This window comes from Anaerosolibacter sp., from assembly GCF_029240175.1.
Lineage (GTDB): Bacteria > Bacillota > Clostridia > Peptostreptococcales > Thermotaleaceae > Anaerosolibacter.
On the sequence record NZ_JARBTM010000011.1, the window covers coordinates 66160 to 92121 of the forward strand.

Annotated in this window: 24 protein-coding genes, 1 tRNA gene and 1 riboswitch; of the genes, 20 read left to right on the top strand and 5 right to left on the bottom strand. The window is 35.8% G+C overall.

Going from position 1 to position 25962, the window contains the following annotated elements; genetic code table 11:
* The first annotated feature begins 161 nt into the window (after positions 1-161).
* The 8 genes from hutH to K0R93_RS09405 all read left to right on the top strand — a co-directional run bounded on the left by hutH (position 162) and on the right by K0R93_RS09405 (position 7439).
* A complete protein-coding gene (gene hutH / locus K0R93_RS09370; protein ID WP_300300392.1) occupies positions 162-1688 on the top strand; it encodes a histidine ammonia-lyase in 1527 nt (508 codons plus the stop codon).
* A gap of 150 nt (positions 1689-1838) precedes the next feature.
* Positions 1839-2009, top strand: coding sequence for a DUF896 domain-containing protein (locus K0R93_RS09375; RefSeq protein WP_300300394.1), 171 nt, complete (start codon positions 1839-1841; stop codon positions 2007-2009).
* A 153-nt stretch (positions 2010-2162) separates the two neighbouring features.
* Positions 2163-2615 carry a chemotaxis protein CheW gene (locus K0R93_RS09380; protein ID WP_300300396.1) on the top strand — a complete coding sequence of 151 codons (453 nt, stop codon included), beginning with the start codon at positions 2163-2165 and terminating at the stop codon, positions 2613-2615.
* Between the two features lie 173 nt (positions 2616-2788).
* Positions 2789-3271 carry a hypothetical protein gene (locus K0R93_RS09385; RefSeq protein ID WP_300300398.1) on the top strand — a complete coding sequence of 161 codons (483 nt, stop codon included), beginning with the start codon at positions 2789-2791 and terminating at the stop codon, positions 3269-3271.
* A gap of 160 nt (positions 3272-3431) precedes the next feature.
* Positions 3432-4604, top strand: a complete 1173-nt coding sequence (locus K0R93_RS09390; protein WP_300300400.1) for a sensor histidine kinase — start codon at positions 3432-3434, stop codon at positions 4602-4604.
* Positions 4597-5256, top strand: coding sequence for a response regulator (locus K0R93_RS09395; RefSeq protein ID WP_300300402.1), 660 nt, complete (start codon positions 4597-4599; stop codon positions 5254-5256). Before K0R93_RS09390 ends, K0R93_RS09395 begins: the two co-directional genes overlap by 8 nt.
* Before the next feature lie 302 nt (positions 5257-5558).
* Positions 5559-5933, top strand: a complete 375-nt coding sequence (locus K0R93_RS09400; protein WP_300300404.1) for a hypothetical protein — start codon at positions 5559-5561, stop codon at positions 5931-5933.
* A gap of 87 nt (positions 5934-6020) precedes the next feature.
* Complete coding sequence (locus K0R93_RS09405; RefSeq protein ID WP_300300406.1) at positions 6021-7439, top strand: aminopeptidase; 1419 nt, start codon at positions 6021-6023, stop codon at positions 7437-7439.
* A gap of 103 nt (positions 7440-7542) precedes the next feature.
* Here K0R93_RS09405 and K0R93_RS09410 read toward each other — a convergent pair whose 3' ends face one another.
* Positions 7543-8457 carry a selenium metabolism-associated LysR family transcriptional regulator gene (locus K0R93_RS09410; RefSeq protein WP_300300408.1) on the bottom strand — a complete coding sequence of 305 codons (915 nt, stop codon included), beginning with the start codon at positions 8455-8457 and terminating at the stop codon, positions 7543-7545.
* A 207-nt stretch (positions 8458-8664) separates the two neighbouring features.
* On the opposite strand from K0R93_RS09410, the gene K0R93_RS09415 reads away from it, so the two are divergent.
* Positions 8665-9837, top strand: coding sequence for an RNA-binding domain-containing protein (locus K0R93_RS09415; RefSeq protein WP_300300410.1), 1173 nt, complete (start codon positions 8665-8667; stop codon positions 9835-9837).
* A gap of 2 nt (positions 9838-9839) precedes the next feature.
* Here the strand turns inward: K0R93_RS09415 and K0R93_RS09420 are convergent, their stop codons facing one another.
* Positions 9840-10763 (bottom strand): cation diffusion facilitator family transporter, encoded by a 924-nt coding sequence (locus K0R93_RS09420; RefSeq protein WP_300300412.1) that lies wholly within the window; start codon positions 10761-10763, stop codon positions 9840-9842.
* Positions 10764-10958: 195 nt separating this feature from the next.
* Here K0R93_RS09420 and K0R93_RS09425 point away from each other — a divergent pair, with 195 nt between their 5' ends.
* A complete protein-coding gene (locus tag K0R93_RS09425) occupies positions 10959-11324 on the top strand; it encodes a hypothetical protein (protein ID WP_300300414.1) in 366 nt (121 codons plus the stop codon).
* Positions 11325-11364: 40 nt separating this feature from the next.
* On the opposite strand, the gene K0R93_RS09430 is transcribed toward K0R93_RS09425, so the two are convergent.
* Positions 11365-11568: a hypothetical protein gene (locus K0R93_RS09430; protein WP_300300416.1), complete on the bottom strand. Its 204-nt coding sequence runs from the start codon at positions 11566-11568 to the stop codon at positions 11365-11367.
* A 412-nt stretch (positions 11569-11980) separates the two neighbouring features.
* Positions 11981-12098, top strand: a riboswitch (SAM riboswitch).
* 114 nt (positions 12099-12212) lie between these two features.
* Between K0R93_RS09430 and K0R93_RS09435 the strand changes: the two genes are divergently transcribed.
* Positions 12213-13448 (top strand): homoserine dehydrogenase, encoded by a 1236-nt coding sequence (locus K0R93_RS09435; protein ID WP_300300419.1) that lies wholly within the window; start codon positions 12213-12215, stop codon positions 13446-13448.
* Between the two features lie 66 nt (positions 13449-13514).
* Here K0R93_RS09435 and K0R93_RS09440 read toward each other — a convergent pair.
* A tRNA-Leu gene (locus tag K0R93_RS09440) sits at positions 13515-13600 on the bottom strand.
* A 142-nt stretch (positions 13601-13742) separates the two neighbouring features.
* Between K0R93_RS09440 and K0R93_RS09445 the strand changes: the two genes are divergently transcribed.
* From K0R93_RS09445 to K0R93_RS09460, 4 genes are all read left to right on the top strand, one after another.
* The gene (locus K0R93_RS09445; RefSeq protein ID WP_300300422.1) at positions 13743-14696 is read left to right on the top strand and encodes a metal-dependent hydrolase; all 954 of its coding nucleotides are present in this window, start codon (positions 13743-13745) and stop codon (positions 14694-14696) included.
* A 95-nt stretch (positions 14697-14791) separates the two neighbouring features.
* Positions 14792-16192: a L,D-transpeptidase gene (locus K0R93_RS09450; RefSeq protein ID WP_300300424.1), complete on the top strand. Its 1401-nt coding sequence runs from the start codon at positions 14792-14794 to the stop codon at positions 16190-16192.
* Between the two features lie 171 nt (positions 16193-16363).
* Entirely contained in the window at positions 16364-16954 is a 591-nt protein-coding gene (locus K0R93_RS09455) for a sigma-70 family RNA polymerase sigma factor (RefSeq protein WP_330685127.1), read from the top strand.
* Between the two features lie 21 nt (positions 16955-16975).
* Positions 16976-18289: a DUF4349 domain-containing protein gene (locus K0R93_RS09460; RefSeq protein WP_300300429.1), complete on the top strand. Its 1314-nt coding sequence runs from the start codon at positions 16976-16978 to the stop codon at positions 18287-18289.
* A gap of 97 nt (positions 18290-18386) precedes the next feature.
* Here the strand turns inward: K0R93_RS09460 and K0R93_RS09465 are convergent, their stop codons facing one another.
* Complete coding sequence (locus K0R93_RS09465) at positions 18387-18851, bottom strand: aminoacyl-tRNA deacylase (RefSeq protein WP_300300431.1); 465 nt, start codon at positions 18849-18851, stop codon at positions 18387-18389.
* A gap of 256 nt (positions 18852-19107) precedes the next feature.
* Between K0R93_RS09465 and polA the strand changes: the two genes are divergently transcribed.
* The 5 genes from polA to K0R93_RS09490 all read left to right on the top strand — a co-directional run bounded on the left by polA (position 19108) and on the right by K0R93_RS09490 (position 25861).
* Positions 19108-21774, top strand: coding sequence for a DNA polymerase I (gene polA / locus K0R93_RS09470; protein WP_300300433.1), 2667 nt, complete (start codon positions 19108-19110; stop codon positions 21772-21774).
* A gap of 17 nt (positions 21775-21791) precedes the next feature.
* Positions 21792-22388 carry a dephospho-CoA kinase gene (gene coaE, locus K0R93_RS09475; RefSeq protein WP_300300435.1) on the top strand — a complete coding sequence of 199 codons (597 nt, stop codon included), beginning with the start codon at positions 21792-21794 and terminating at the stop codon, positions 22386-22388.
* An 18-nt stretch (positions 22389-22406) separates the two neighbouring features.
* Positions 22407-22976, top strand: a complete 570-nt coding sequence (locus tag K0R93_RS09480) for a lytic transglycosylase domain-containing protein (RefSeq protein WP_300300438.1) — start codon at positions 22407-22409, stop codon at positions 22974-22976.
* Between the two features lie 180 nt (positions 22977-23156).
* Positions 23157-24191 (top strand): nicotinate phosphoribosyltransferase, encoded by a 1035-nt coding sequence (locus K0R93_RS09485; RefSeq protein WP_300300441.1) that lies wholly within the window; start codon positions 23157-23159, stop codon positions 24189-24191.
* Positions 24192-24235: 44 nt separating this feature from the next.
* Positions 24236-25861, top strand: a complete 1626-nt coding sequence (locus K0R93_RS09490; RefSeq protein WP_300300443.1) for a peptide ABC transporter substrate-binding protein — start codon at positions 24236-24238, stop codon at positions 25859-25861.
* Positions 25862-25962 lie beyond the last annotated feature (101 nt).

A 25962-nucleotide genomic window follows, 5' to 3' on the forward strand; every position in this document is an offset into this window, starting at 1 on the left:
ATTCAAGTGATTCAGCACTTTATCAAAGTGAATTTATAAATTGCTAAAATATTTTGAAGGGTTAAAAAAATTTTGTAAAACAAGAAGGTAAAAGGTAAAATAAAAAGAATATTTATTGTATAATATAAACATGTAGATTATATAAAAAGGAGCGTTGCACCATGAACAAAATTTATATCGATGGTAATAGCTTGACGATTGAAGACGTCATTAAGGTTGCAAGAAATGGATATGAAGTTGAGATTACAGAGGAATCTTCAGAAAGGGTAAAAAAATCAAGGGCAGTCGTAGATGATTTCATTGAAAAAGGGAAAGTAGTCTACGGTATAACCACAGGCTTTGGAAAATTTAGCGATGTGGTGATTACAGGAGATGAAACAAGGGATTTACAGAGAAATCTTATCATTAGCCATGCTTGTGGAGTAGGAAACCCTTTTCCAGAGGAAGTTGTCCGAGCTATTATGCTCTTAAGAGCCAATGCTTTATCAAAAGGATTTTCAGGTATACGATTAAGTACTTTAAATACGCTAATTGAAATGTTGAACAAAGGTGTGCACCCTGTAGTACCCGAAAAAGGGTCACTTGGTGCCAGCGGTGACCTAGCACCTTTATCCCATATGGTGCTAGTGATGTTGGGAGAAGGGGAAGCTTTTTATAAAGGAAAGAGATTATCTGGTAAAGCAGCAATGGCAGAAGCAGGGATAGAACCTATTCATTTGACGTCCAAAGAAGGGTTAGCCCTAATCAACGGAACCCAAGTCATGACGGCGGTGGGTGTTCTCACAATCTATGATACAATCAAGTTGATGAAGCTGGCAGATATCAGTGCTTCTCTAACACTTGAAGCATTAAATGGAATAACCGATGCATTTGATCCTCGTGTTCATGCGGTAAGACCTCATCAAGGACAGCAGACCACAGCAAAGAATATTCTTACCTTAACGCAAGGAAGCAAAGCAACAACAAAACAGGGTGAGATAAGAGTTCAAGATGCTTATACCTTGAGATGTATACCACAGATTCATGGGGCTAGCAGAGATGCAATTGATTATGTTGTAAATAAGATTAATATTGAAATCAATGCTGCAACAGATAATCCGCTTATTTTCGCCGATGATCAAACCGTTATTTCTGGAGGAAACTTTCATGGTCAGCCCATGGCTTTAGCTTTTGATTTTTTAGGTATTGCCATCGCAGAACTAGCCAATGTTTCTGAAAGAAGAATAGAAAGACTTGTAAATCCACAGTTGAGTGGATTACCAGCTTTCTTAACAGCAAAAGGAGGGCTTCATTCAGGTTTTATGATTGCTCAATATGCTGCTGCAGCTTTGGTATCTGAGAACAAGGTTCTTGCCCATCCTGCCAGCGTAGATTCAATTCCATCATCAGCAAATCAAGAAGACCATGTGAGCATGGGTACTATTGCTGCACGAAAAGCAAGAGATATATTGTTTAATGCTACAAATGTGCTGGCGATTGAACTTATGGCTGCTGCTCAGGCTATTGATTTCAAAGAACCTGAGGCATTAGGGAATGGAACGAAGATTGCATATACAAAAATCAGGGAGCAGGTTGAGACGCTTCATGAGGATCGCATCATGTATTTAGATATAAATAAATGTGCAGACTTAATAGAAAGCCATCAGATCGTTGATGCAGTAGAGAATACATTAGGCATATCATTGTAATACGAAAGGGGCATACTTTGTGTGCCTCTTTCGTATTTATTCGTGTTCAGAATATTGTCTTTGGTACACAAATAGGCTTAACATTTGACGGATACGAGTTTTTTCTATATAATTTATTACTAGAGTAGATCATAATGAGGAGTGTAGGAAATGGTAGGACAAGAGAAACTAGATAGAATTAATTATTTGGCGAAAAAATCTAAAGCTGAAGGCCTTACGGAGGCAGAAAAGACAGAACAAAAGAAGCTTCGAGAAGAATATTTACTTGCTTTCCGTGAAAGCTTCAGAAAGCAACTAGATAATATTGAAATTGTTGACTAGTCAATCGTTAGGGATCGAAGGGAGAATAAATTTAAATTTATTCTCCTTTTTTTTGTATCTTGAAGAGGAAAAATATATAACATCTCGAATATATATATAAAGTTTGACAAAAAACTACAAGAATTACCATAGATGAATAGAGGAGGGATAAATATGGCTGAAAGACAGTATGTTATATTTAAACTAGGTAACGAAGAGTATGGTGTTGATATTATGAATGTGAAGGAAATCAGCGAATACAAGCAAAGTGTCAAGGTACCAAACACGCCGAAGTTTGTTGACGGAATTATTAACCTTAGGGGTGACATCACGCCGATTATTAATCTAAAGAAGAGATTCAATTTAGATGAGGCATCCATTGATTCAGATACCAGAATTATTGTAATTAATATCAAAAATAGACAAGTAGGATTTGTCGTAGACGAAGCTTCTCAGGTACTTAGATTAAGTGAAGAGGATATTGAACCAGCACCAGAATTGGTTACGGGTGTAGATAAAAAATATATAATTGGCGTTGGTAAGTTAAAGGACCGAATTGTTTTACTATTAAATCTAGAAGAAGTGCTATCGGAGGATGAAAAAGAAAAAATTCAGAATATCCAATAAAACGAGTTCTAATGATGAAATAATTTGTCTTAGACAGATAAAACTGTAGGAAAAGACAAAATAAATGATGTTTATGTAGAGAAAAAAACGCATTTGACAACAGTAATAGCCAAATTTCATACCATTCATTGTGTATAATTAAATGCATGATACAATATATAGGGGGATGGAATATGAAAAAGGCATTGCTGTTTTTTTTAGCAAGTATTATTCTAAGTTTACACGTACATAGCATCTTTGCAAGTGGACAAGCTGATCAAATTGTCTCAGATGAATTTCTTGATGAAAAACAAATAGTACAGCAGTTATTTCACGAAAGAGCAAACCTATGGAACACCCTTTATGAAGTACCAAAGGATATAAGATATTATGAGACAGAGCTGCAACGATTTTCAATAGATCCTCTATATACCTTTGATCTTGAATCTTTTCGTAATGCTATTGAATACCCTCATGATCTAGAGAAAGTGATTGCTGTGAATGTGCTTGATATAAATAAAGCTGAGTATGGAAATAGTGTTCTAAGAGTAGAAGCCGTTATCCTATGGCGAATGCAGGGATTAAATTCTAATTATGAACAAGAAATGAATTATGAGATTTTCCTTAGAAAAGAGGATGATATCTGGAAATTGAGTGATTATTCTATAAGCCAATGAGACTGTCGGTTGACAGTCTTTTTTCCTATTTAAAAGGTTAAATTTATAGATACAAAGTACTATTTTCATTATTTGACAATTATGTCGAGAAGGATAATGACAGAGATATGAAGAAATAGAATCTATATGATTGATATGTAAAATTAGATGGGGTGCAAATATGAACAACAGATCACAAATGGATATAAAAAAAATTAATGAAATTGTAAAAAATACAATTGATGCTGTTGAAAAAGGGAAAAACGAAATATTTGAAATTGCAGAGCGAGCAAGAATCGAGTGCAAAAATATAGAATTATTGGTGGAAGAAATAAAGAAAAAGACAGCTATTGTCATTAAAGAGGTGGATCAGCTAGAACTACAGGAAAAGGATAGTCGAAAAAAGCTGGTCAGTGTTAGCAAAAACTTTTCACAATATAGTGAAACAGATATAAAATCGGCCTATGAGAATGCAAAGAATCTTCAAATAAAAATCACATTAAAAAGGCAAGAGGAAAGAGAGCTAATCCGTCAAAGAACTGATCTAGAGAAAAGGTTAAAGAACTCCTATGAAGTCGTAAAAAAAGCTGAAAACCTCGTTTCTCAGGTAGGCGTTGTCATGGGTTATCTCAGTGGAAATTTACAAGATGTGGTAGGTCAGCTAGAGGATATACAACAACGTCAAGTTATGGGAATTAAAGTGTTGAAGGCTCAAGAAGAAGAAAGACAACGGATTGCTAGGGACATCCATGATGGACCAGCTCAGTTAATGGCCAACTTAGTCATTAAAGCTGAAATTTGTGAAAAGCTAATTGATAGGGATGTTGATAAAGCTAAGTTTGAGTTAGGACAATTAAAGAGCATTGGCAGGGAATGTCTAAAGGATGTCAGAAAAATCATATATGATTTAAGACCCATGTCTTTAGATGATCTTGGATTGGTGCCTACTATTCAACGATTTATTTTAAATTTTGAAGAAGAAACCCATATAAATGTAAGCTTCTCCGTAATTGCTAAAAATGAGATAATAAATTCTACAGTACAGTTATCTTTATTTCGTATCATACAAGAAGCATTAAATAACGTTAGAAAACATGCCCAAGCTTCTACGGTAGTCATTAAGTTAGAAATAATCAATAAAACAATTAATATATTAATTTTTGATGATGGGATTGGGTTCAATGTGGAAACGAAGATGAAATCATGTAAGGAGGAAAGTGGTTTTGGACTACTTGCCATGAGGGAACGGGCTGATTTGTTAAAAGGGAATATAGAAATAGATAGTAATTTAGGTACAGGTACACGCATCAAAATTTCAATTCCTGTAGGAGATGAGGAGGAAAGTTATGAATAAGGCAAAAATAAAGGTGCTGATTGCAGATGATCATTCACTTATGAGACAAGGTCTGAGACAGATTTTAGAACTGGAAGAGGATATTGAAGTCGTTGATGTGGCTGTTGATGGAGAAGATGCCATTAAAAAATCCCAGTTGTTGAAACCCCACATAATTCTTATGGATATTAACATGCCCAAAATGAATGGGATCCAAGCACTAAGAAGACTTAAGGATATGGGTGTTGATGGCAAAGTTATTATGCTTACAATTCATGAAGACAAAGAGTATCTCTTTGAAACCATCAATATTGGTGCGTCTGGCTATGTATTAAAAGATGCAGAATCATCAAGTTTAATCAAGGCTATACGCGATGTGCATGCTGGTGAATCATATATTCACCCATCCCTTGCAGCATCACTGGTGAAAGAATTTAATAAAAAGGGAAAGATGGATGAAGATGAGTTCAAAAAAGAGAGATTAACTAGACGAGAATATGAGGTTTTAAGTTTAATCGCGGAAGGAAAGAACAATAAGGAAATAGCAGACACACTATTTATCAGTGAGAAGACCGTAAAGAATCATGTTTCAAATATTTTTAAGAAAATCGATGTAAATGACCGTACACAAGCTGCTATTTATGCATATAAGCATAATATAAAGAAGATTTAGGAGAAATCCTAAATCTTTTTGTTTATATCGAGGAAATTATGTTCTTCAATTTCCTTGATATAGGGGATTTTTAAAGGGGTTCACCCCTTTATTTCTAATATTTGGAGGGTTACAGCGAAGCGTCATAGGGAACTATTAGTTCCCTGTGAAGAACAAAAACATTTCCATAGATTTTGAGCATGAAATGTTTTTGTTCTGTGGTATTTTTATGGGATATTTAATATACATTAACCATAAACCTTAATTGAGGTGAGAAAATGGGAAATGAAGAATTAACATGTAAGGATATCAGGAGATATATGGTGCTATGTAGGAAAAAGAGAGAATGCTTAGCCCATGAGGTGGAAGAACTGTCAAATATCCTAAATGGTCTGACAAATTCATATAGAGTACTTGTAGATGCAGCAGAAGAATTCAACCATATCTCTTTTTCAAGTAAGGATGATGTGAATGATGCAGTTGATAGAGCAGATGATGTAGGAGAATTAATAGATGAAGTAATTGATACATTGGGATATAAGCTAAAGAACTATCTTAAAGATATTCGGAAATCAGAGCTATGTAAAGAAGAATACATCAATCTTGAAATTATGGATGAAAATATATATCCGAAAGATAATTATAAGATATTTGGAGAAGAATATCATCATATAGAAGATGCATTGGCGAAGGAATAATCGTGTATCCATTGACAAGCTTGGAAATGAAAGATATGATATTTATATTATATATAAAAATTTTACATTACGGAGGAGTGGATTGGCTTGCAAGAAGTAGATGGCTTACAGAAAAAAGTTACATATGAATTTAAAAATGCTTGGGATTGTCTTACAGAGCAAGATAAACATATGGTCTATCGGTTAAATGAAGAATATAAGAACTTCCTAGATAGAGGAAAAACTGAGCGAGAATGTATAGATGAAATTATAAGTATGGCAGAAAATCATGGTTTTATAAATATTGAACATATTATTTCCGGAGAGTCAAAAGCTGTCCCAGGCACTAAGATTTATGCAAATAACAAGGGGAAATCCGCAGTCCTTTTTGTTCTAGGAAAAGAGACTTTAGAAAAAGGAATGAATATTGTAGGTGCCCATGTAGATGTGCCAAGATTAGACTTAAAACCATTCCCCTTATATGAAGATGGAGGAATGGCCCTTTTGAAGACCCATTATTATGGTGGAATCAAAAAATACCAGTGGGCGACAATTCCTCTAGCGTTACACGGAGTGGTGTTTAAAAAAGATGGGGGAAAAGTAGAGATCACTATAGGTGAAGATGAAAATGACCCTGTGTTTTTTATTACAGATTTACTTCCTCATTTGGCAAAGGATCAGATGGAAAAGAAATTAAATGAGGGAATCACAGGTGAAGGTCTTAATATTCTTATCGGCAGTATGCCATGTGCAGATGTGTCAGAAAAAGAAAGAGTAAAGATGTATGCTATGCAGTTAATACACGAAAAATATGGGATAAATGAGGATGATTTCCTTACAGCAGAAATTGAGATCGTACCTGCTGGAAAAGCAAAGGATGTAGGGTTCGATAGAAGCATGGTTGGTGCGTATGGACATGACGATAGAGTATGCTCTTATACGGCACTTCAAGCAATTCTCGAAGTAGAGAACCCAACAAAAACTGCCGTAGCGCTATTTGTGGATAAAGAGGAAATTGGAAGCATGGGAAATACGGGTATGGAATCAAGATTTTTCGAAAATATAGTTGCCGAATTGATCTCTATACAGTCAAAAAGCTATAGTGATTTGTTAATCAGAAGAGCCATGGCCAATTCAAAAGTGCTATCAGGAGATGTCGGTGCGGGATTTGATCCTAATTTTCCTGATGTCTTAGATAAAAGAAATGCAGCATTTATGGGGAAAGGTGTAATCCTTGTTAAGTATACAGGGGCTAGAGGCAAGTCAGGGTCCAATGATGCAAATGCAGAGTTTTTGTCTGAAGTTAGGAAAATATTTGATGAGAATCAAGTTGTATGGCAGATTGGTGAATTAGGAAAAGTTGATCAAGGCGGCGGCGGCACAATAGCTTACATATTAGCGAATTATGGTGCTGAAGTTGTAGATTGCGGCGTGCCAGTATTAAGCATGCACGCACCAATGGAAATTGTGAGTAAGGTAGACGTATATATGACATATAAAGCTTATAAAGCTTTCATGGAAGCATAAAAAATCGGGATTTTTCAGTCCCGATTTTTTTAATAAATACAAAAGCATAGTTCCACAGGTGGAGAATATGATTTATTACTAGAGGAAGTTTAAAAGACCATGATTAAAGATTATTTTTTTGAAAAAGGTCTTTGTTTTCCAATACAAAGTTTTTAAATGCTTCCGCCAAAGGAGAAAGTGATCTATATTTATGAAATACAAAGTAAAAACTACGTTGGATATCAACATCCTTAATTTTCATTGATTTTAAGAGATTATGCTTTACTTCATCAATCACTGCAAGCTTTGAAAGAATAGAAATACCCAATCCTTTTCGCACACACTGCTTAATAGACTCCGTACTCTCGATATATGCCATGATGTTTAGATCATTAATCGTTTTGTTATGGGTATTTAGGACCTGTTCAAAAATTTTTCGCGTACCAGAGCCTTCTTCTCTCATGATAATATTCTCTTGGAGTAAGTCTTCAATCGTGATCTCATCCATTGATTTATAGCGATCAGAGTAAGGGGTAATTACGAGCATGGTATCTTCCATTATCTCCAAGTAGTTTAAGTGCTTAATATCATTTTGTGCACCTACAATCCCAAAATCAATCTCTCCGTTCAATATACTAGTCACAACCTGTTCTGAATCGGAATGCAGCACATTAAATCGAACGTCAGGATAAAACTTGTGAAAGGAATTTAGGAGTATAGGGAGAATATATTGTTCTGGGATACTGCTTGAGGCAATTTCCAAAGTGCCTTCTATTTTTCCTTTGAACTGCTCTAAAGAGAATAGTGTCTGTTCTTTTTTATTTAAAATGTCCATAGCGTGGGTAAAGAGAATTTCTCCAGCCTTTGTCAGTGTTATCTGTTTGTTTGATCGATTAATTAAAATTGTACCCAATTCCTTTTCTAAATTTTGTATATGATTACTTATGGTAGGTTGTGTTAAAAAGAGAAAATCTGCAGCTCTTGAAAAGCTTTTTAGCTTTGCGATGGTTACAAAGGTTTCTAACTGTCTAAAATCCATAATATCACTCCAGCTTCAGTTTGTAATAAGCTAATATTATCACTTTACCATAGGATTATCAAATAATTAGGTGTTTTTGAGGGTAATAGAAAATATTTATGAAGATACTTGAGATTATAAAAAAAACAAATAGAGTTGAGCCTTGTGGTTCCTCTGAATAATAACATAGGCAAATTGAGTTTCTAGCATGAAGGGAGGAATGATTATATGGATATCCAGAGATTAAAAATGTTATTAAAGCAAGAGGAAGCAAGTAAGCTAGATTTCAAAGAGACTTTATTACTCAATACTGAATCCGAGAAGAAAGAACTAGCAAAAGATATCATTGCGATTGCCAATAGCATAGGTGGAAGGGGTCATATAATTATAGGTGTTAAGGATAAGAGCAAGGAAATAGTAGGAATAGACCCTGGAGAACTCAACGAAGAAAGAATTCAACAGATTATGAGCTACCGGTGTGATCCGCCGATTAATCTAAGAGTAGAGTATATTGAAATAGAGCACACATGGGTATGTGTCATAACCATATTCAAAAGCTACCAACGACCTCATCAAATGAGACAAACAGGAGCCTTCTATATTCGGAGGGGATCTACAACTGACTTTGCAAGAAGGGACGAAATTGCTAGGATGTTTCAAGAAGTAGGATTAATCAGTAATGAATTAATCCCATTATATAATTTGGATATTTCAGTATTAGATAGAGATTTGATTTATAACTATCTTAATAAAATTAGCTTGATTCCTAGTAAAGATCTGGAAAAGAACGTTTGGCATAACGTGGGAATTATTCATCATGATGTTGAAACAGGGAAAATCCATCCAACCATGGGTGGGATGCTGTTGTTTTGCAATAATCCTCAGAGGTATCTACCCTACTGTTCTATTAATATAATACACTATGAAAAGAATGAACAGATAACCCAGTCAATTCAGGGTGACATTATTGAAATGCTCAATCGGTGCTATGACTACATCAACAAAATCCTTGAGGATCAACGCTACCCAATCGAAGCGATATTTGAAGGAATTGCCAATGCAGTCCTCCATCGTGATTATTTTGATTTGACTAGAAATATTGTGGTGTTCATTAGCAATGATAAGATCGAAATAAGCAATCCTGGGAATTTGCCAAGGGGACAAAATATGTATACACTTCGCAGTGAACGAAATCCTGCTCGAAGAAATGGTTGGCTATACGATAAACTTGTGATTCTGGATGAGAATAACAGATTTTTAAGAACGGGATTTGGAATCGACCAAATCAGTAAAATTTTCGATGGAATAGGAAAGGTGAAACTGCTAAATATTGAAAAAAGAAATCTGTTTAAAATAATACTACCCGGCCTGAAAAGATATAAAGACAAAGAAAGAAGTTAAAACTAATCTTCCTTTGTCTTTGTGTTATTAAAATCAGCATTCGTATTATCGTAGACACCGCATGGATTGACATGGATAAAAACATCCTTGGTATTCTCTATATTGCTCAATATAGAATGCTTGGCTTTACCAGCTAGATTATGGCCTTCTGCAACAGATATATATTGGTCTACGCAGATTTTCATGTCAACAAAAATTTGATTACCTAATTTTCTAGCTCTAATATCTTGAATGTCATGAATACCATGGATTTCCATGGTTAACTTACGTATATCTTCAATAACTTCTTTTGATGGTGCAGGATCCATTAGTTGATTGACAGCATCCCAATACACAGAGAAACCGGCTTTACCGATCATTCCTGCCACTACAATACCAGCAAGGGGGTCAAGAATAGGATAACCTAAAACAGCACCTGTAATTCCGATTAATGCCGCAACAGATGAGAAAGCATCTGTTCGTTGATGCCAAGCGTCAGCAATTAAGGCTGGGCTGTCGATTTTCTTTCCGACTCTAACTGTGTAACGATACATCCATTCTTTAAAAACAATAGATATCAAGGCTGGCCATATGGCGATCGAGCTTGGCGCTTCAAGGTTGGGATTTCTAATGGTTTTGATAGCAGATAGGCCAATACCAAAAGCCGTTAAGAATAGAAGTATAGCAATAATTTTTGCCACAATCGATTCAGCTTTACCATGACCATAATGATGTTCTTCATCAGGTGGTTGATTTGAGATTTTTAAACCATGAAGAACGATGACATTTCCTACCAGATCAGATGCTGAGTGGAATGCGTCAGCAATCATAGCGGTACTGCCAGCTATAAAACCAATAAACGCCTTAACAGATGTTAGCGCAATGTTGCCTATGATGGCAACCCAAGAGGCACGTTTTCCAATGGAAAGACGTTCATTATTAGACATTTAAAGCATTCCTTTCTATAAAAGATTTTGTTCTATCTATAGACTTATTATTTACAGGTATTCAATTTTGTATGAAAAAAAAGATTTATGATAAGAATGAAAATAAAATCATATAGAATGAAATGAAAAACTATTTGTAATAAGATGTGGTATAATTTTTCTATACTATATATGAATTATTAGGAGGAATACATCTTGGAATTTATTAGAATGCCATATTTAGAAAGATTTATCGGATATGCCGATGAAGTACATATGAGTGATAACTTAGACAAAGTAAAACTAGGATCAGAAGATGAAATGGAATTCGTATTTAAAGATGAAGAGGATGGCGCTGCATATTGTGTCATTGGTGTATTTAAAGGAAAAGAAATATTAATGAAAGAACCTTATAGAGAAGACGATTTGCAGTATCTACTGGGGCAAAGGGATGATCTTATTACCTTGTTGGTTATTGATGAAGAAGAAACAAGGGTCTTTGAATATGATGAGAACAATGAAGTAGATGCCAATAACAAAATACATGAAATATTGAAAAAGTATAGAAAAACAGACCGATAAACCGGTCTGTTTTCAAATAGATATTGGTTTGTTTTCGAAATTAGAATCCTATGCCCCCAAAGAAGCCGCCTGAGAATAATACGATGAGCAATAGAAAGAAGAATAACAAGCTTGAATCATCTCCAAACCCTATTACTGATCCGAATATAGGACCACCAAATAGCACGACCAACAACAGGAAGAAGAAAAGCAAACTGTCATTCCCTCCTAAAAAATCACCAAAACCAGCTTTTTTATCAGTCATAAATTCCACCTCCTCTACAAAACTTTCATAAATGCAGAACTCCTACAAATTGTTCTTCTAGTATACACTATGAATTAAAGAGGATATGTGTTACAGTCCCAAAGTGAATAATCGATGTGTAATCGGATAGTAGGGCATGAATTTAAATGAGGTCAACTGGAATAGTGAGAGGTTCAATGGAAATAAAAAAGTATTTACAATGAAAAAATCCTATGCTATCATAAGGTAAATGAATAAGAACTTATCAAGAATTAGGGTAGAGAGTTAGCTCCATGACCCTATGCCAACCTGCTAGAAATAGCAAGGTGGTCCTGCTAACAACGATAGGGAGGTATAGAGACTTTACTATACGGGAATGTAATCCTTCTTAGCGCTGTTAAGAAGGATTTTTTAATTCATTAACAATTAAATATTCTTATCTAGAGAGGTGGAGGGACTGGCCCGATGAAGCCCAGCAACAGCTAATTTGAAGATTTGCTTTGAGTTAGAAATGTGCTAATTCCTGCAGCGTTTTTGCTGAAAGATAAGAGGCAAGTATGGACAACAACGTTGTTTGTTGCGGAAACCGCTTCTTTATTTTAGGATGCGGTTTTTTTATATTTATAAAGACCATAAGTAAATTCATTAAAGAGGGGAGAAAAAATATGAAAATTGGTTTATTGGGATGTGGAACAGTAGGTACAGGCGTGTATGAAATGATTTATAACCAGAAGGAGAGGATAGAAGAGCTTTACGAAGAAAGTGTAGAAATTAGTAAAATTCTTGTAAAAGATAACATGAAGTGCAGAGATATCGAAGATATTGATCACCTCATAACCATAGATCCCTATGAGATTCTAGATGATTCGTCCATTCATCTAGTTGTAGAAGTCATTGGCGGTGTCACTGAGGCATATGAATACATTACCTATGCCCTGAATAATGGAAAACATGTAGTGACTGCCAACAAAGCGGTGGTAGCCAAGCATATGAAAGAGTTTCTTGAATTAGCAGAAAAAAATAGAAGGGCATTGCTCTTTGAAGGAAGCGTTGGAGGAGGAATTCCATTATTAAAACCTCTAAAACAGTGCACATTGTTGAATGAGTTTTCAGAGGTGAGAGGAATCCTCAATGGAACCAGCAACTTTATTCTTACAAAGATGATGCAGGAAGATCTAGAGTTTAAGGACGCCCTAGGTATTGCCCAAGGGCTAGGATATGCTGAGGCAGATCCCACTGATGATATAGGCGGTGCTGATGTAGCAAGGAAATTAGCAATTTTAGCAACAATTACTTTCAAAAACGATGTGAATCTGGATGAGGTATCGTATAGGGGTATTGAGCAAATCACGAAAGCAGATATTCGATTCATTAGGGAAATGGGGTATTCAGTAAAGTTGTTAGGTAAAGCGGTTGTAGATAATAGAGCTTTTTCTGCGCTAGTGGAGCCTGTACTTTTCAAAAACACGACGCAGTTTGAAAAAGTGGACAATGCATTTAATATGGTCTCAGTCAAGGGAAACAACTTAAAAGAACTAAGGTTTTATGGAGAAGGTGCAGGCAGGAAGGCTACAGCAAACGCAGTTGTATGTGACATCTTAGATGTACTTAGCGGTTCCTATCGGAAGGACGTGGTACATAGAGGTAGAGATATAGCGGCGTTTGGGACTAAACTTATCCAAGGAAAGTATTATATCCGAATCACCCTTACTAGTGGAGCAGAGGAAAGTTTAGTAAAGGATGCCTTTCGGAGAAGAAAAGTGGACTTTCACAAGTTGAAAGTAGAAAAAGAATTAATTCTGTTGACAGAAAAAATAGGTGCAGATATGGCAGAAGATATTATAAAAGAACTAGAGAGATATAACCTTTCTTGTTTCTACTGTAGAATAGAAGCTGAGTAATTTATGAAATACATAATGAAACAAAAAATAAGAAAGCCCAAGTTACATAACCTGGGCTTTCTTTACTGGTGCCGAAGGAGGGACTTGAACCCTCACGGGTGTTACCCCGCCGGATTTTGAGTCCGGTGCGTCTGCCATTCCACCACTTCGGCGCGCTTACAAATAATATATTACCACATAGGAAAATAGATTGCAAGGACTTTTTTAATAGACATAATTATCGAAATATATTGATGAACATGGGGTATTATGGTAAACTAAGATGAACAAAAAACTATTGTGGTGGTGAATAAAATGGATCCAGTTACCCATGGTGTTATCGGGTTGGCTATTTCAGCATTTAGTGGAAACCCGGTAGCCCTAAGCAATCCAGTAAGTCTCGGTTGTGCCATAGGAGCCATGGCTCCTGATATTGATATTATTGGAAAGATGTGGGGAGATTTTGTATATTTAAAGCATCATAGGGGAATTACCCATTCAATACCTGTATTGGTAGGATTAGCCGCGATTATTACAGGCGGATTGTCTTTTTTCTATGCTGATTTTTCGAGTCTGCAAGTTTTTTTCTGGACTTTTGTAGGTTGTTTATCCCATACACTTTTTGATATTTTGAACTCCTATGGAGCGAAGCTCCTCATGCCGTTTACAAAGAAGAAGAGCAAGATAGGAATTCTGATGTTATATGATCCTGTTATAACCGTACTAGCGTTTTTACTAATATTCAATAAGCAAAATACACCTTGGTTTCTTCTATTGGTCTCAAGTATTTTTATCCTATATTTAGGCTCGAGGTGGCTAATAAAACAGCAGCTCATGAAGTTTATTGAAATATACTATTCTCATGGATATAAGGTAGTTAACGTTGAAATGTTGCCGGCCTTATTGGCTTTTTACAAATGGGACTTTATCGTTAATACCAATAGTCACAATATTGTTGGTCAGATTAATATGATGACTAAAAAAATTACAGAAAGAAAGAAGTTTAAAAGGCCAGATCAGGAGACGATTGAATTGTTTGAAGAGACAAATATCGGTAAGTACTTTAAAGATTTTTCTACCAATTATCATATTCTCCGAGCAAATGAAGGAGACCAAATTGTACTAAAATCCATAGATTTAAGATACTTTCTGAAAAACAACTTTATGCATCATGCTACTGTGATCTATGATAGAGAACGAAATATTCGTCACTCTTTCTTTCATCCATACAAAATCCAACGAAGAATTCTTGTAAGTGAAGTTGAATAACCACAGCAAATCTACTGGTGACAGTAGATTTGTTGCATATTTGCCCTAGTACTGCCATAGATATTAAGGTATCAGTTGGTGGAGGGGTGACAGCAATGGTCAAGAAAGTCATAACTTTGCTGCTAATGATGGCTGTGTTTGGTGGAAGCTTCAACATAGGAAATAGCCAAGAGTCACTGATGAATAAAATTGTAATTAATATACCTTCCAGAACGTTGACCTATTATGACGGTATATCTTCTAAAATCTATCCAGTAGCTGTAGGCAAGGCAAATACGAGAACTCCAACGGGAAGTTTTACCATTCAAAACAAAGTGGTGAATCCATATTACTCAAAAAAGAAAATTCCCGGAGGAAGGGCTGATAATCCATTGGGAATAAGGTGGATGGGGTTTAAAGGCAATTATGGGATTCATGGAAATAGTGCACCTAACTCCATAGGAACAATCGCTTCAGCGGGCTGTGTACGAATGTTTAATTATGATGTGAAGGAACTATATGAAAAGGTAACCCATAAAACTCCAGTCGAAGTGACGTATAACTTGTTTCAAGTACTTGAACAAGATAGAACAAAGGAAAAGATGTTAATGGTTTATCCTGATGTGTACAAGAGGGAAAGATATTTAAAGGAGGCAATAAAAAATCATCTAGATGCAGCTGGACTAAAAAGTGAAAGAACATGGAGTAAAATTGATGGGGCGGTAAAACTAACAAAGGATCAAATGTTAGTTATAGGAGAAAAATGGGTTTTGATAATAAATCAGCAGCATGTTACCACTGAAATTATCAAAGATAGCAGCAAATTCTATATTGGTGAAGATGTACTGAACGATTATTTTGGATTAATCCTTGATAGAACTGTCGAAGGTTACTTGTCTATACAAAATACGCCCGTCGAATATAGAATTTTCGATAGTAGATGCTATGTTTCTTTGGAAAGTATACAGCAAATCTTAGGTGGAAGCATCACCGTAGATGATACCGTAGAAAACTTATGGTATGATGTTTCCTTTGTAAAGCTAAACGGTACTTTTTTAGAAACAAATCATAGTAAAATTGCTACTCACAGACCTATGATTCCAGTAAGAACGCTATCATCCATCGTATTGCCGATAGAATCCATTGGAAGCAATGTGGAAATCATAGAAAATGTTGAGCATATGGAAATTGAAGAAGCACAAAGCTTGTTTGGTTTCCGATATGATATGAACTCCATAGAGAAAAAGGTTGAGTTATTCATAAAACCAACTGTAGCGTTCGAACCAAATAGCCAAGTTCCGGAAGAAATTTTTGATCATGTTGATGCATGGTTGAAGTCTATGGATTTTCATGATATTTCTGCTTTTGAAACAGTTCATTTAATGGAAAATGTGAGCGACCAGTATGAAATCCTTTGGAATCCTTATAAAACAAAATTATCGCTGAAGATTAAAGAAGCGCAGAAGACTGAAAGTATAAATGAAGTTGAAACGAGTATTGTCCTAAGAAAAAAATAATCTAAACAAGGAGGAATCCCGATGAGTGAAATGGGTTTTCTCCTTGTTTATTTAATAGTGAAAGAAGGTATATTATAATTGAATTTAGATAAATAATTGGAGGAAATGGAACTTTTTTATCGAATACACGTCTAATGCAATGGTTATTTTTTAGGAAAGGAGTGAATGGAAGTGGAAGAATTTGAAATTGAACTGATTGAGAAGAGTAAACGGGGAGATGTTGAAAGCTTTGAAATACTGATTAGATCACATCAGACCCTTGCTTATAATATTGCCTTCAGAATGTTAGGGAATGTTGAAGATGCCAACGATGCCACGCAAGAAGCTTTGGTCAAAGTTTTTAAATCGATACAATCGTTTCATGGACAATCCAGTTTCTCTACCTGGCTTTACCGGATTGTTACCAATACTTGCTTGGACGAGTTACGGAAAAGAAAAAGACAGCAGGTTTATTCATATCATAATCCTATGGAAATGGAAGACGGTCAGATTGACCGGGATGTCGTTGATCCAAGCAGCAGTACCGAAGAAATCCTAGAGAAAAAAGAAGAAATTAAAAATATTCAGGATGCGATTCAAGCATTGCCTGAGCAGCATAGAATAGTGATCGTTCTTAGAGATATTAAAGGACTTAGCTATGAGCAGATTTCTGAAATATTAGACTGCCCCCAGGGGACGATAAAGTCAAGAATAAGTAGAGCCAGGCTGGCTTTAAAGGAGATTATAACGAATAGGGAACTTTACCAAAAACCATACGTCTAAAACATAGAAAGGAGGGGTTATATGAATTGTACAGAAACTATGGAGTTGATATCTCTTTATATAGATGGACTATTAGATGAGCATACTGAACAAATGCTTCAAAAACATTTTAAAGAATGTGCAGAATGTAGACAGGACTATGAAGAGCTTTTGAATATAAAAAATATGTGTAGTGAATTGCCTATGCTTGAATTGCCTCCTGATTTTGAAGTGAGCTTACATGAAAAATTAGTACGTGCTACAGAAAACGTACAAGTAATAGACATAGGACGTAGCGAAACTTTCAATAAAAAGTTTAAATGGAAAAATTGGAAAGTATATGGATCTATGGCTGCAGTATTCATTGTCTTGATTCTCGCTTCGTCTCTGTTAAATGAAGCTAGATTTAACGGAAGCCAAATGAAGGAGAATGTAGGTATGGAGTCTCCTAACATGGAATTTGCAGGAAGTGCTCCCGCTCCTGAGGCGCCCAAAATGAAAGTAGGTACTGCTGCAAGAGATGAAAGCTATGGAGCCGAAGAGCGTCTGCAGACAACACAAGACAATGGTTCACCAGAAAACCGTGTAATGGATCAAAATAATCAGACGACTCAGTTTACAGCTTTAGAGGCTGAATCAGATAGAAAGGTTATTAAGAGCGGATATGTTGATCTCAATGTTGAGGAATACGATGACAAGTTTAGCCAAATCACAAGAATTACCGCTGAACGGGGCGGGTTTGTGGAGAATAGTAATACCTATTATAAGCAATACAATGAGGTGAATCCTGAAGAGTCTCTAAAGCAGGGAAGCCTAGTAATCCGTGTTCCTGAGAATCAATTTGCCGAAGTGCTAGATCACATTAAATCTTTAGGGACTGTTACCAACACGAGTATAAGCGGACAGGACATTACGAAGGAATATAGAAGTACTGTAGATGAAATTGAGAATTTAAAGGTTCAAGAAAAAAGCCTTAGGGCAATTATGGAGAAGGCCACGAGTGTGAAGGATATTCTAGAGGTTGAAAGAGAACTATCTAGAGTTCGTGGGGAGATCAATCGAATGTCGGGAGATGTGAAGCGTTGGGATGATTTGGTGGACTTATCAACCATTCATGTCACGCTCAATGAGATGTCTTCAAAAGATAAAGAAATTTATCCAATTCGTGATAATGTATGGCTTCGGGCACAAAAAGGGTTCATAAAAACAGTGAATGAAATGATACAATTTGCGGAGAATGTATTTATTCGGATTGCCAGCACATTACCCGTGATACTTGTTTTATTCATTATGGGTATTCCTTTGACTATCTATTTATACAGATGGACCAAAAGAAAAAAGAATAAACAAGAATAAATATAAGGATCGGTGTATGCCTCATAAAAATAACTCTTCCCCCGGGGGAAGAGTTATTTTTATGAAAATAGGGTAGTTAATCATTAAATATGAATCATCATTTTCTAATATCAACAACTTGTCCATTATTAGCGTCCAAGAGAGCTTTCGGAGACATTCTCACAAGTGAATTTTGAGAACCACCACCAGAATAGACGATGGTATTTTCCATGACCTTTGTATCGATGAGGAAAATTGCTTCGTAGCCAAAAGAGGGAATACCCCCGCAGATATATCCCGAATGCTGAAGGATTTCATCTGCTGTGGCAGTTCTGAGTTTTTTAACCCCCAGCAAGTTTTTTATCTTGGAAAGATCCATTTTGTCTTCCCCTTTAATTATTGCTACAATCAGTTGCCCCTGTTCGTCTAAGATACAAATGTTCTTGACGATGTCTTGAGGGGCTGCATTGGCAGCGTGGGCGGCTTCGGCCACAGAATGACAGGACTCCATAAAAACAAGGTGCTCAGCATTAACGCTATTTTCTGAGATATATGCGATCAATTTTTCATCGAAGCTATTCATTTTATTACCCCCATTTTATCATTATATAGGTTATTATAACAAAAGTTCTGATTATTTTCAGCGATTGAATCTAAGTTGTTTTTCCTAATTTTATAAGATTTACATCCCATAGAAGAACTGGCTCTGGTATAATACAATTGAAAAAGAGGATTTTAAGATTAGATTAAGAATATAGTTATGTGGATTGATTAGGGAATAATTTGGGAAATATAATGATGTATCGTGTGGGCACGATAACCTAAAGGAGAGGATAAATATGACATCAAATAAGATGGTTATTATAGATGGTAATAGTTTAATAAATAGAGCATACTATGCATTGCCGCTGCTTTCGAGTAAAAGTGGTGATTACACAAATGCAGTATATGGTTTTGTAAATATGCTCTATAAGATTATGGATGATTATAAACCAGATTATATCAGTGTTGCCTTTGACCGAAAAGCACCAACCTTTCGACATGTAGAGTATGAAGAATACAAAGCAGGCAGAAAAAAGATGCCAAGCGAACTGGCACAGCAGCTACCACTTTTGAAAGAAGTGCTAGATGCATTAAAAATTCATAGAATCGAATTGGATGGATTTGAGGCTGACGACTTGATTGGAACCCTTGTTAAATATGCAGAAAAAAAGGAATTGGAAGTTTTTGTTGTTACAGGGGATAAAGATGCACTTCAGTTAGCCTCTGATAAAACAAAAATACTGATAACCAAAAAAGGTATTAGTTCATTAGAAGAATATGATGATAAAGGTGTAATGGATAAATATGAAATTACACCGGATCAGTTTATCGATTTAAAAGGGCTAATGGGGGATCAGTCGGACAATATTCCTGGGGTTCCTGGTGTTGGTGAAAAAACAGCAATCAAATTGCTAAAAGAATTTGGTAGTGTTGAGGGTCTTATCCAGCATACGGAAAAAATCTCAAGCGCCAAACTTCGAGAAAAGATAGAAGAATTTGCGCAACAAGCAGTATTCAGTAAACGTCTTGCAACCATTATGGTGGACGTTCCTGTGGAGATTTCTTTAGATGAATTGAGGAGAGAAGAGCCAGACGCAGAAAAACTTTTAGCTTTATATAAACGCCTTGAGTTTCATAGTTTGATGGGGCGAGTTGTATTGAACAGCAAAGCAGAGACAAAAAAGAACGATTATGCCGATGAAAAAGCTACTGTTATCATTAATAGTTGGAAAGATCTTAAAGACAAAGTAAAGGGCATAGGTGAAATGTGTATTCGAACCTTTACAGATGGCGGAGATATCATTCAGGATGATATTGTCGGTGTACATATGAGCTGTGGTGGAGAACACTTCTATATTAAGAAAGAAGATATGTCTATAGCTTTACAGGAACTAAAAGAGGTTTTTGAGAATTCTGAAATCAAGAAGATTGGACATTCTTTAAAAAGGGATAGAACAGCTTTTAAAAGATATGGGATTACGCTGAATGGAATGATGTTTGATTCTGCCATCGCTTTGTATCTTATTGATCCTACCAGAACTACATATGAGGTACAAGATATATCTTTAGAGTTCTTAAATAAAAAAATTGACAGTGAGGAAGATGTTTTAGGGAAGGGTAAAAATAAGCATAGCTTTGCTGACCTTGAAGAGGAAAAATTAATTGATTTTGGGAGAAGCTGGTGCGAAACTGTAATGGGTGTAAAAGATGTATTGATGGAAAAACTGAAGGAGTCTGAATTGGATACACTTTTCAGAGACGTTGAAATGCCTTTAGTGGAAGTATTGAGTGATATGGAATATAACGGATTTAAGGTTGATAAAACAATATTAGATCAACTGGGGATAGAATTAGATGAGAAAATTCAACATATTACACAATTCATTTTCAGTGAAGCAGGAGAAACTTTCAATATCAATTCACCTAAGCAGCTAGGAGAAATATTATTTGAAAAATTAGAACTGCCTGCAATTAAAAAAACAAAAACGGGTTTTTCTACAAATATAGAAGTGCTAGAAAAGCTTCAGAAAAAGCATCCTATTATTTCGATGATTATTGAGTATCGACATCTGGTAAAACTAAAGTCTACCTATATTGATGGACTAAAAGCCGTGATCAACAAGGAAACCCATAAGATCCATTCAAGCTTCAATCAGACTGTTACTGCAACTGGACGGATCAGTAGTACAGAGCCAAACCTGCAGAATATCCCAATTAAATTTGAGTTGGGAAGGGAAATAAGAAAAGTATTTATTCCTTCAAATGAAGAATATTTATTATTGGATGCAGATTATTCTCAAATTGAGCTCCGTGTTTTGGCGCATATATCTAAGGATGACAATCTCATAGAGGCATTTCATCAAGATTTAGACATACATACTTCTACAGCCTCAAAAGTATTTGGTATACCAATGGAAGAGGTCACTTCTTTACAGCGAAGCAGGGCGAAAGCAGTGAACTTTGGGATTGTGTATGGTATCAGTGATTACGGTTTGTCAGAGAATCTCCAAATCACACGTAAGGAGGCACAAAAATATATAGATGAATATTTTAATCGGTTTACTGGCGTAAAGCGTTATATGGAGGAAATTGTTGAAGAGGGAAAGAAACTCGGTTATGTTACAACCCTTCTAAAACGCAGAAGATATATTCCTGAGATTAATGCCACTAATTTCAATCTGCGGTCTTTTGGGGAAAGAACTGCAATGAACACGCCAATTCAAGGGAGTGCTGCAGATATCATTAAGTTAGCAATGATTAAAGTAGATCATGAATTGAAATCTAGAAAACTAAAATCTAGACTTATTTTACAGGTGCATGATGAACTGATCGTAGAAGTTCATAAAGATGAAGTCGATGAAGTGAAGAAAATCGTAAAGCAAGAAATGGAAAATGCATTGGATGTCGATGTGCCGCTAAAGGTAGATATGAATCTTGGTAAGAGCTGGTATGATACCAAATAAGGAGGATACTGCAGCTTATGAGAGTTATAGGACTTACAGGGGGTATTGCATCAGGTAAAAGTACTGCTACAAATATACTAAGAAAGTATGGGTATCCTGTTATTGATGCGGATATTATTGCGAGAGAGATAGTTGAGGTGGGTGAGCCTGCTTTAAAGGAAATTGTTGATTATTTTGGAAATGAGATATTAAATTGTGATGGTTCATTGAATCGTAGACAATTAGGAAAAATCGTTTTTAGTGATCAACATAAATTGAAAGCTCTGAATCAAATAACCCATAAAAGAATAAATGATAGGATTAAGCATACAATTGAAACATATGCAAAGCGCAAAGCGTATGATGTGGTTTTTCTAGATGCAGCTTTACTTATTGAGATGAATATGAGAAAATTAGTTGATGAATTATGGCTTGTTTCTGTTAATCCAGAAATTCAGTTAAATAGACTAATGGAGCGAGATGATTTAAATTTAGAGGAAGCTAAAAACAGAATTAATTCTCAAATGACGTTAAAAGAAAAGCAGAAATTTGCAGATGTAATTATCGATAACAGTGGAAGCTATTCAGAATTAGAAGAACAACTAAAAATTGAACTTAAGCGTTTTCATAGTTAGCGTTCCGGAGGGATTATATTGGTAGTTGTAAATCTGAAAAAATACAGAAGATTATTGGTTGTCATGATAATAGTAATGATTGTAGGAGCGGCAGCAAGTAGTACCAATTGGTTCTTGAAAATAATATATCCAATTCACTATAAATCTCTTGTGGAAAAATACGCGAATGAGTATGATTTGGATCCATTTTTGGTAGCGGCGATCATTAGGACCGAAAGTAAATTTAATGAGAAGGCTAAATCACCGAAAGAAGCCAAAGGGTTAATGCAGATTGCACCTATAACAGGAGAATGGGCGGCAAAAGAACTAGAAATAAATGATTATACAGAAGATATGTTATATATACCAGAAATAAATATACGTATAGGATGTTGGTATATTGATAGACTAAGGGGGGAGTTTGATGGAAGACTCCAACTCATACTTGCAGCATATAATGGTGGCAGCGGAAATGTAAACAAATGGCTTAACAATCCAGAATATAGTCAAGATGGAGTTACTCTAAAGGAAATTCCCTTCTGGGAAACGCGAGCATATGTTGATAAAGTATTGAAAAGTTTTAAAATTTATAGCATTTTATATAGATAACAGCAAAAAAACTGTTATCTATATATTTATTCTAGTATTTTATTGAACAATCTGCAGATGTTTTTTATAATAATATGGCGAGGTTGAATGTATTTTACTGGGACAAGTTCATACATATAGTTTGAAAGATAATGTTTTTCCAGTAGCGTCAACCCATGAAAAAGAAAGGAATGTGAATTTATGGAACATATGAAAAGTCTTGAAGATATAAAAAATATAAAAATCGATCCGAATCGATTCATTCATTCCAGTACCCATGAGGAGATACTGAAAGGAAGTACAACAGATGTCTATTTCTTAAGAACCATGGATATTTTAAGAGAAATGAACCTTGAATCCCAAATTGTTACAGCAGAAATCTTTGCAAGAAAATCTGGCGTGTTTGCAGGTGTTCAAGAAGTAATAAATATGCTGAAGGATAAGCGTGTAGAGGTATGGGCTGTTGATGAGGGAGAGTCTTTTAATGCAAAAGAAACCTTAATCAGAATAAAAGGATCTTATAGTGAATTTGGCGTTTTTGAAACGGCGATGTTAGGCAGTTTAGCGAGTGCCAGCGGTTGGGCTACGGCATCAAAAGAAGTAAAAGAAGCATGCGGAGACAAAACATTCCTCTGCTTTGGTGCAAGACATGTACACCCTGCAGTAGCTCCAGTAATGGAACGTGCAGCTGTTATTGGTGGTGCAACAGGTGTAAGTTGTGTATTAGCTTCCAAGCTGCTTGGAATAGAGGCATCAGGCACACTTCCCCATGCAGCCATGTTGATTGCAGGTGATACTTTAGAAGTAGCCAAGGTGTATGATCAAGTTATGCCTGAGAGCCATAAAAGAACAGTATTAGTGGATACATTTAAAGATGAAGTAGAGGAGAGTCTCAGAATTGCAGAATCATTGGGAGAACGTTTATATGGTGTGCGATTAGATACACCCAGTGAGAGAGGTGGTGTAACACCACAGCTTGTAAATGAATTAAGACATAAATTGGACCATAAGGGATATAATCATGTTAAAATTTTTGTATCAGGTGGTTTGACACCAGAAAAAATAAGAATATTAAAGGATGCAGGGGCTGACTCTTTTGGTGTTGGCAGCTATATTTCTGGTGCATCGGCCATAGACATGACTATGGATATTAAGGAAGTAAACAATAAAGCAGTAGCAAAACGAGGTAGGATTCCTGGACTTGTGGAAAATGAAAAATTAAGAAGGGTACTATAGACTTACGTATAAAGAGTGGTAGAAGAATAGATGGAGGTATTCCGTTGAGCAGCAAGAGAATAAATATGTGTATTATACTGTTACTACTATTATCTATGATATTCTTCGGGTGCAGCAAGCCTGTTGAAGATAGTGAAAATCCTGAGCAATCAATTGAAAAGGTGACAAACCCTATGAAAGGTGGAGAAATAGTTCTCCCCATAACTCAGTTTAATACCCTGAATCCAATACTGAATAGAAATGAGAGTATATTCTATTTTAATCAATTAATCTACGATGGATTGGTCTCTTTAGATAATAAATTAGAGGCACAACCTGCATTGGCAACAGGGTGGACTGTCACTGATAATGGAGATGGGTGGATTTTTCAGCTGAGGGATAATGTTTCATGGCATGATGGGCAACCATTTACTGCAGAAGATGTAAGATTTACGATAGACGTTTTACGGACAAATAGTGCTAGTGCAGGGAGTTCTATATATAGCGGATTTGTAAAGAATATAAAGAACGTTACTGTACTAGGTTCCCATAAGATCGCCATTGAAACAAATTCAGCAGCGGGAAATCAAATTGAAAAGTTTCAATTTCCAATTATACCTAAACACAAGTATCGGGTCCCTGATGACGTATTCAAAGAGCCGAAGGATATTCTAGTAGGGACAGGTAGATATAAAATTGAAAGCTACACGAAACCAAGTCATATTGTTCTTAAGTTGAATGAAAACTACTGGGATACCAGTGCGTATGTGCCCAGGATCGTTGGGAAAATTGTCCCCGACTCAGAGACTGCTCTTTCCACGGTTGAAGCCAATGAAGCTTCTCTCAGTAAGGCAACGGATTTCGATTGGGAGAAGTATGAAGAGGATAAAACATTAAAAACCTATGCATATACAGATTGGGATTACGAGTTTATAGGTTTTAACTTCAATAAGAACATCACCTCGGACAAGGTTATTCGTACTGCCATAGCTTATGGTATTGACAGACATGAGATTGTAAATGATGTATATTTTGGGCATGCTACCGTTACGGACACCCCTATTCATCCAGATTCATGGCTAAAGGATGAGTCGGCGCAAAAGTATGGCAAAGAGCAAGACAAAGCAAAGAAACTCTTAGCAGATGCAAATTGGAAGGACGAGAATAAGGATGGCATTCTTGAAAATGAACTCAATCAAAATTTATCCTTAAAGCTATTAGTAAATAATGATAATAATCACCGGCTGGAGGCTGCGGATAAAATTGCGGCACAGCTAAAGGATATAGGAATTGAGGTCATTGTTGAAAAAGTAAACTGGGAAGAATATCAGTATAGACTAAACGCAGGTGGCTTTGATATGATTTTAGGCGGATGGAAGATGTCTGTGGACCCTGATCTTAGTTTTATCTTTCACTCAGCATACAAAGGAAATACAAATTTCATTGCCTATGAAAATCCTCAATTAGATCAACAACTAATAGAAGCTGCCTTGGCAAAATCACCGGAAAGTAGAAAACAGAAGTATGCAGATGTGCAAAAAACTATTTTAGAAGAAATACCTTACTATAGTTTGTATTTTGAAAATAGCGCTTTGGTTGTAAAGGATTATGTAAAGGGAGAAATTGATCCCAAACCTCATAATATCTACAACAGCATTGGTCAGTGGTATGTGCTTGAGGAAAGCAAATAGTACATCACTCAACTGAATGCATCACAGGGTAGTGAAAACATTTTAATAAAGACCAATTGACAAAGGCAAAGAAATATGATATTATATTTAAGTGACTAAAT

Bases quoted from the DNA above. Each gene is read 5' to 3' on its own strand.
- hutH (WP_300300392.1), top strand. From the start codon at position 162: ATGAACAAAATTTATATCGATGGTAATAGCTTGACGATTGAAGACGTC.
- K0R93_RS09375 (WP_300300394.1), top strand. From the start codon at position 1,839: ATGGTAGGACAAGAGAAACTAGATAGAATTAATTATTTGGCGAAAAAA.
- K0R93_RS09380 (WP_300300396.1), top strand. From the start codon at position 2,163: ATGGCTGAAAGACAGTATGTTATATTTAAACTAGGTAACGAAGAGTAT.
- K0R93_RS09385 (WP_300300398.1), top strand. From the start codon at position 2,789: ATGAAAAAGGCATTGCTGTTTTTTTTAGCAAGTATTATTCTAAGTTTA.
- K0R93_RS09390 (WP_300300400.1), top strand. From the start codon at position 3,432: ATGAACAACAGATCACAAATGGATATAAAAAAAATTAATGAAATTGTA.
- K0R93_RS09395 (WP_300300402.1), top strand. From the start codon at position 4,597: ATGAATAAGGCAAAAATAAAGGTGCTGATTGCAGATGATCATTCACTT.
- K0R93_RS09410 (WP_300300408.1), bottom strand. From the start codon at position 8,457: ATGGATTTTAGACAGTTAGAAACCTTTGTAACCATCGCAAAGCTAAAA.
- K0R93_RS09415 (WP_300300410.1), top strand. From the start codon at position 8,665: ATGGATATCCAGAGATTAAAAATGTTATTAAAGCAAGAGGAAGCAAGT.
- K0R93_RS09420 (WP_300300412.1), bottom strand. From the start codon at position 10,763: ATGTCTAATAATGAACGTCTTTCCATTGGAAAACGTGCCTCTTGGGTT.
- K0R93_RS09430 (WP_300300416.1), bottom strand. From the start codon at position 11,568: ATGACTGATAAAAAAGCTGGTTTTGGTGATTTTTTAGGAGGGAATGAC.
- K0R93_RS09435 (WP_300300419.1), top strand. From the start codon at position 12,213: ATGAAAATTGGTTTATTGGGATGTGGAACAGTAGGTACAGGCGTGTAT.
- K0R93_RS09445 (WP_300300422.1), top strand. From the start codon at position 13,743: ATGGATCCAGTTACCCATGGTGTTATCGGGTTGGCTATTTCAGCATTT.
- K0R93_RS09450 (WP_300300424.1), top strand. From the start codon at position 14,792: ATGGTCAAGAAAGTCATAACTTTGCTGCTAATGATGGCTGTGTTTGGT.
- K0R93_RS09460 (WP_300300429.1), top strand. From the start codon at position 16,976: ATGAATTGTACAGAAACTATGGAGTTGATATCTCTTTATATAGATGGA.
- K0R93_RS09465 (WP_300300431.1), bottom strand. From the start codon at position 18,851: ATGAATAGCTTCGATGAAAAATTGATCGCATATATCTCAGAAAATAGC.
- polA (WP_300300433.1), top strand. From the start codon at position 19,108: ATGACATCAAATAAGATGGTTATTATAGATGGTAATAGTTTAATAAAT.
- coaE (WP_300300435.1), top strand. From the start codon at position 21,792: ATGAGAGTTATAGGACTTACAGGGGGTATTGCATCAGGTAAAAGTACT.
- K0R93_RS09485 (WP_300300441.1), top strand. From the start codon at position 23,157: ATGGAACATATGAAAAGTCTTGAAGATATAAAAAATATAAAAATCGAT.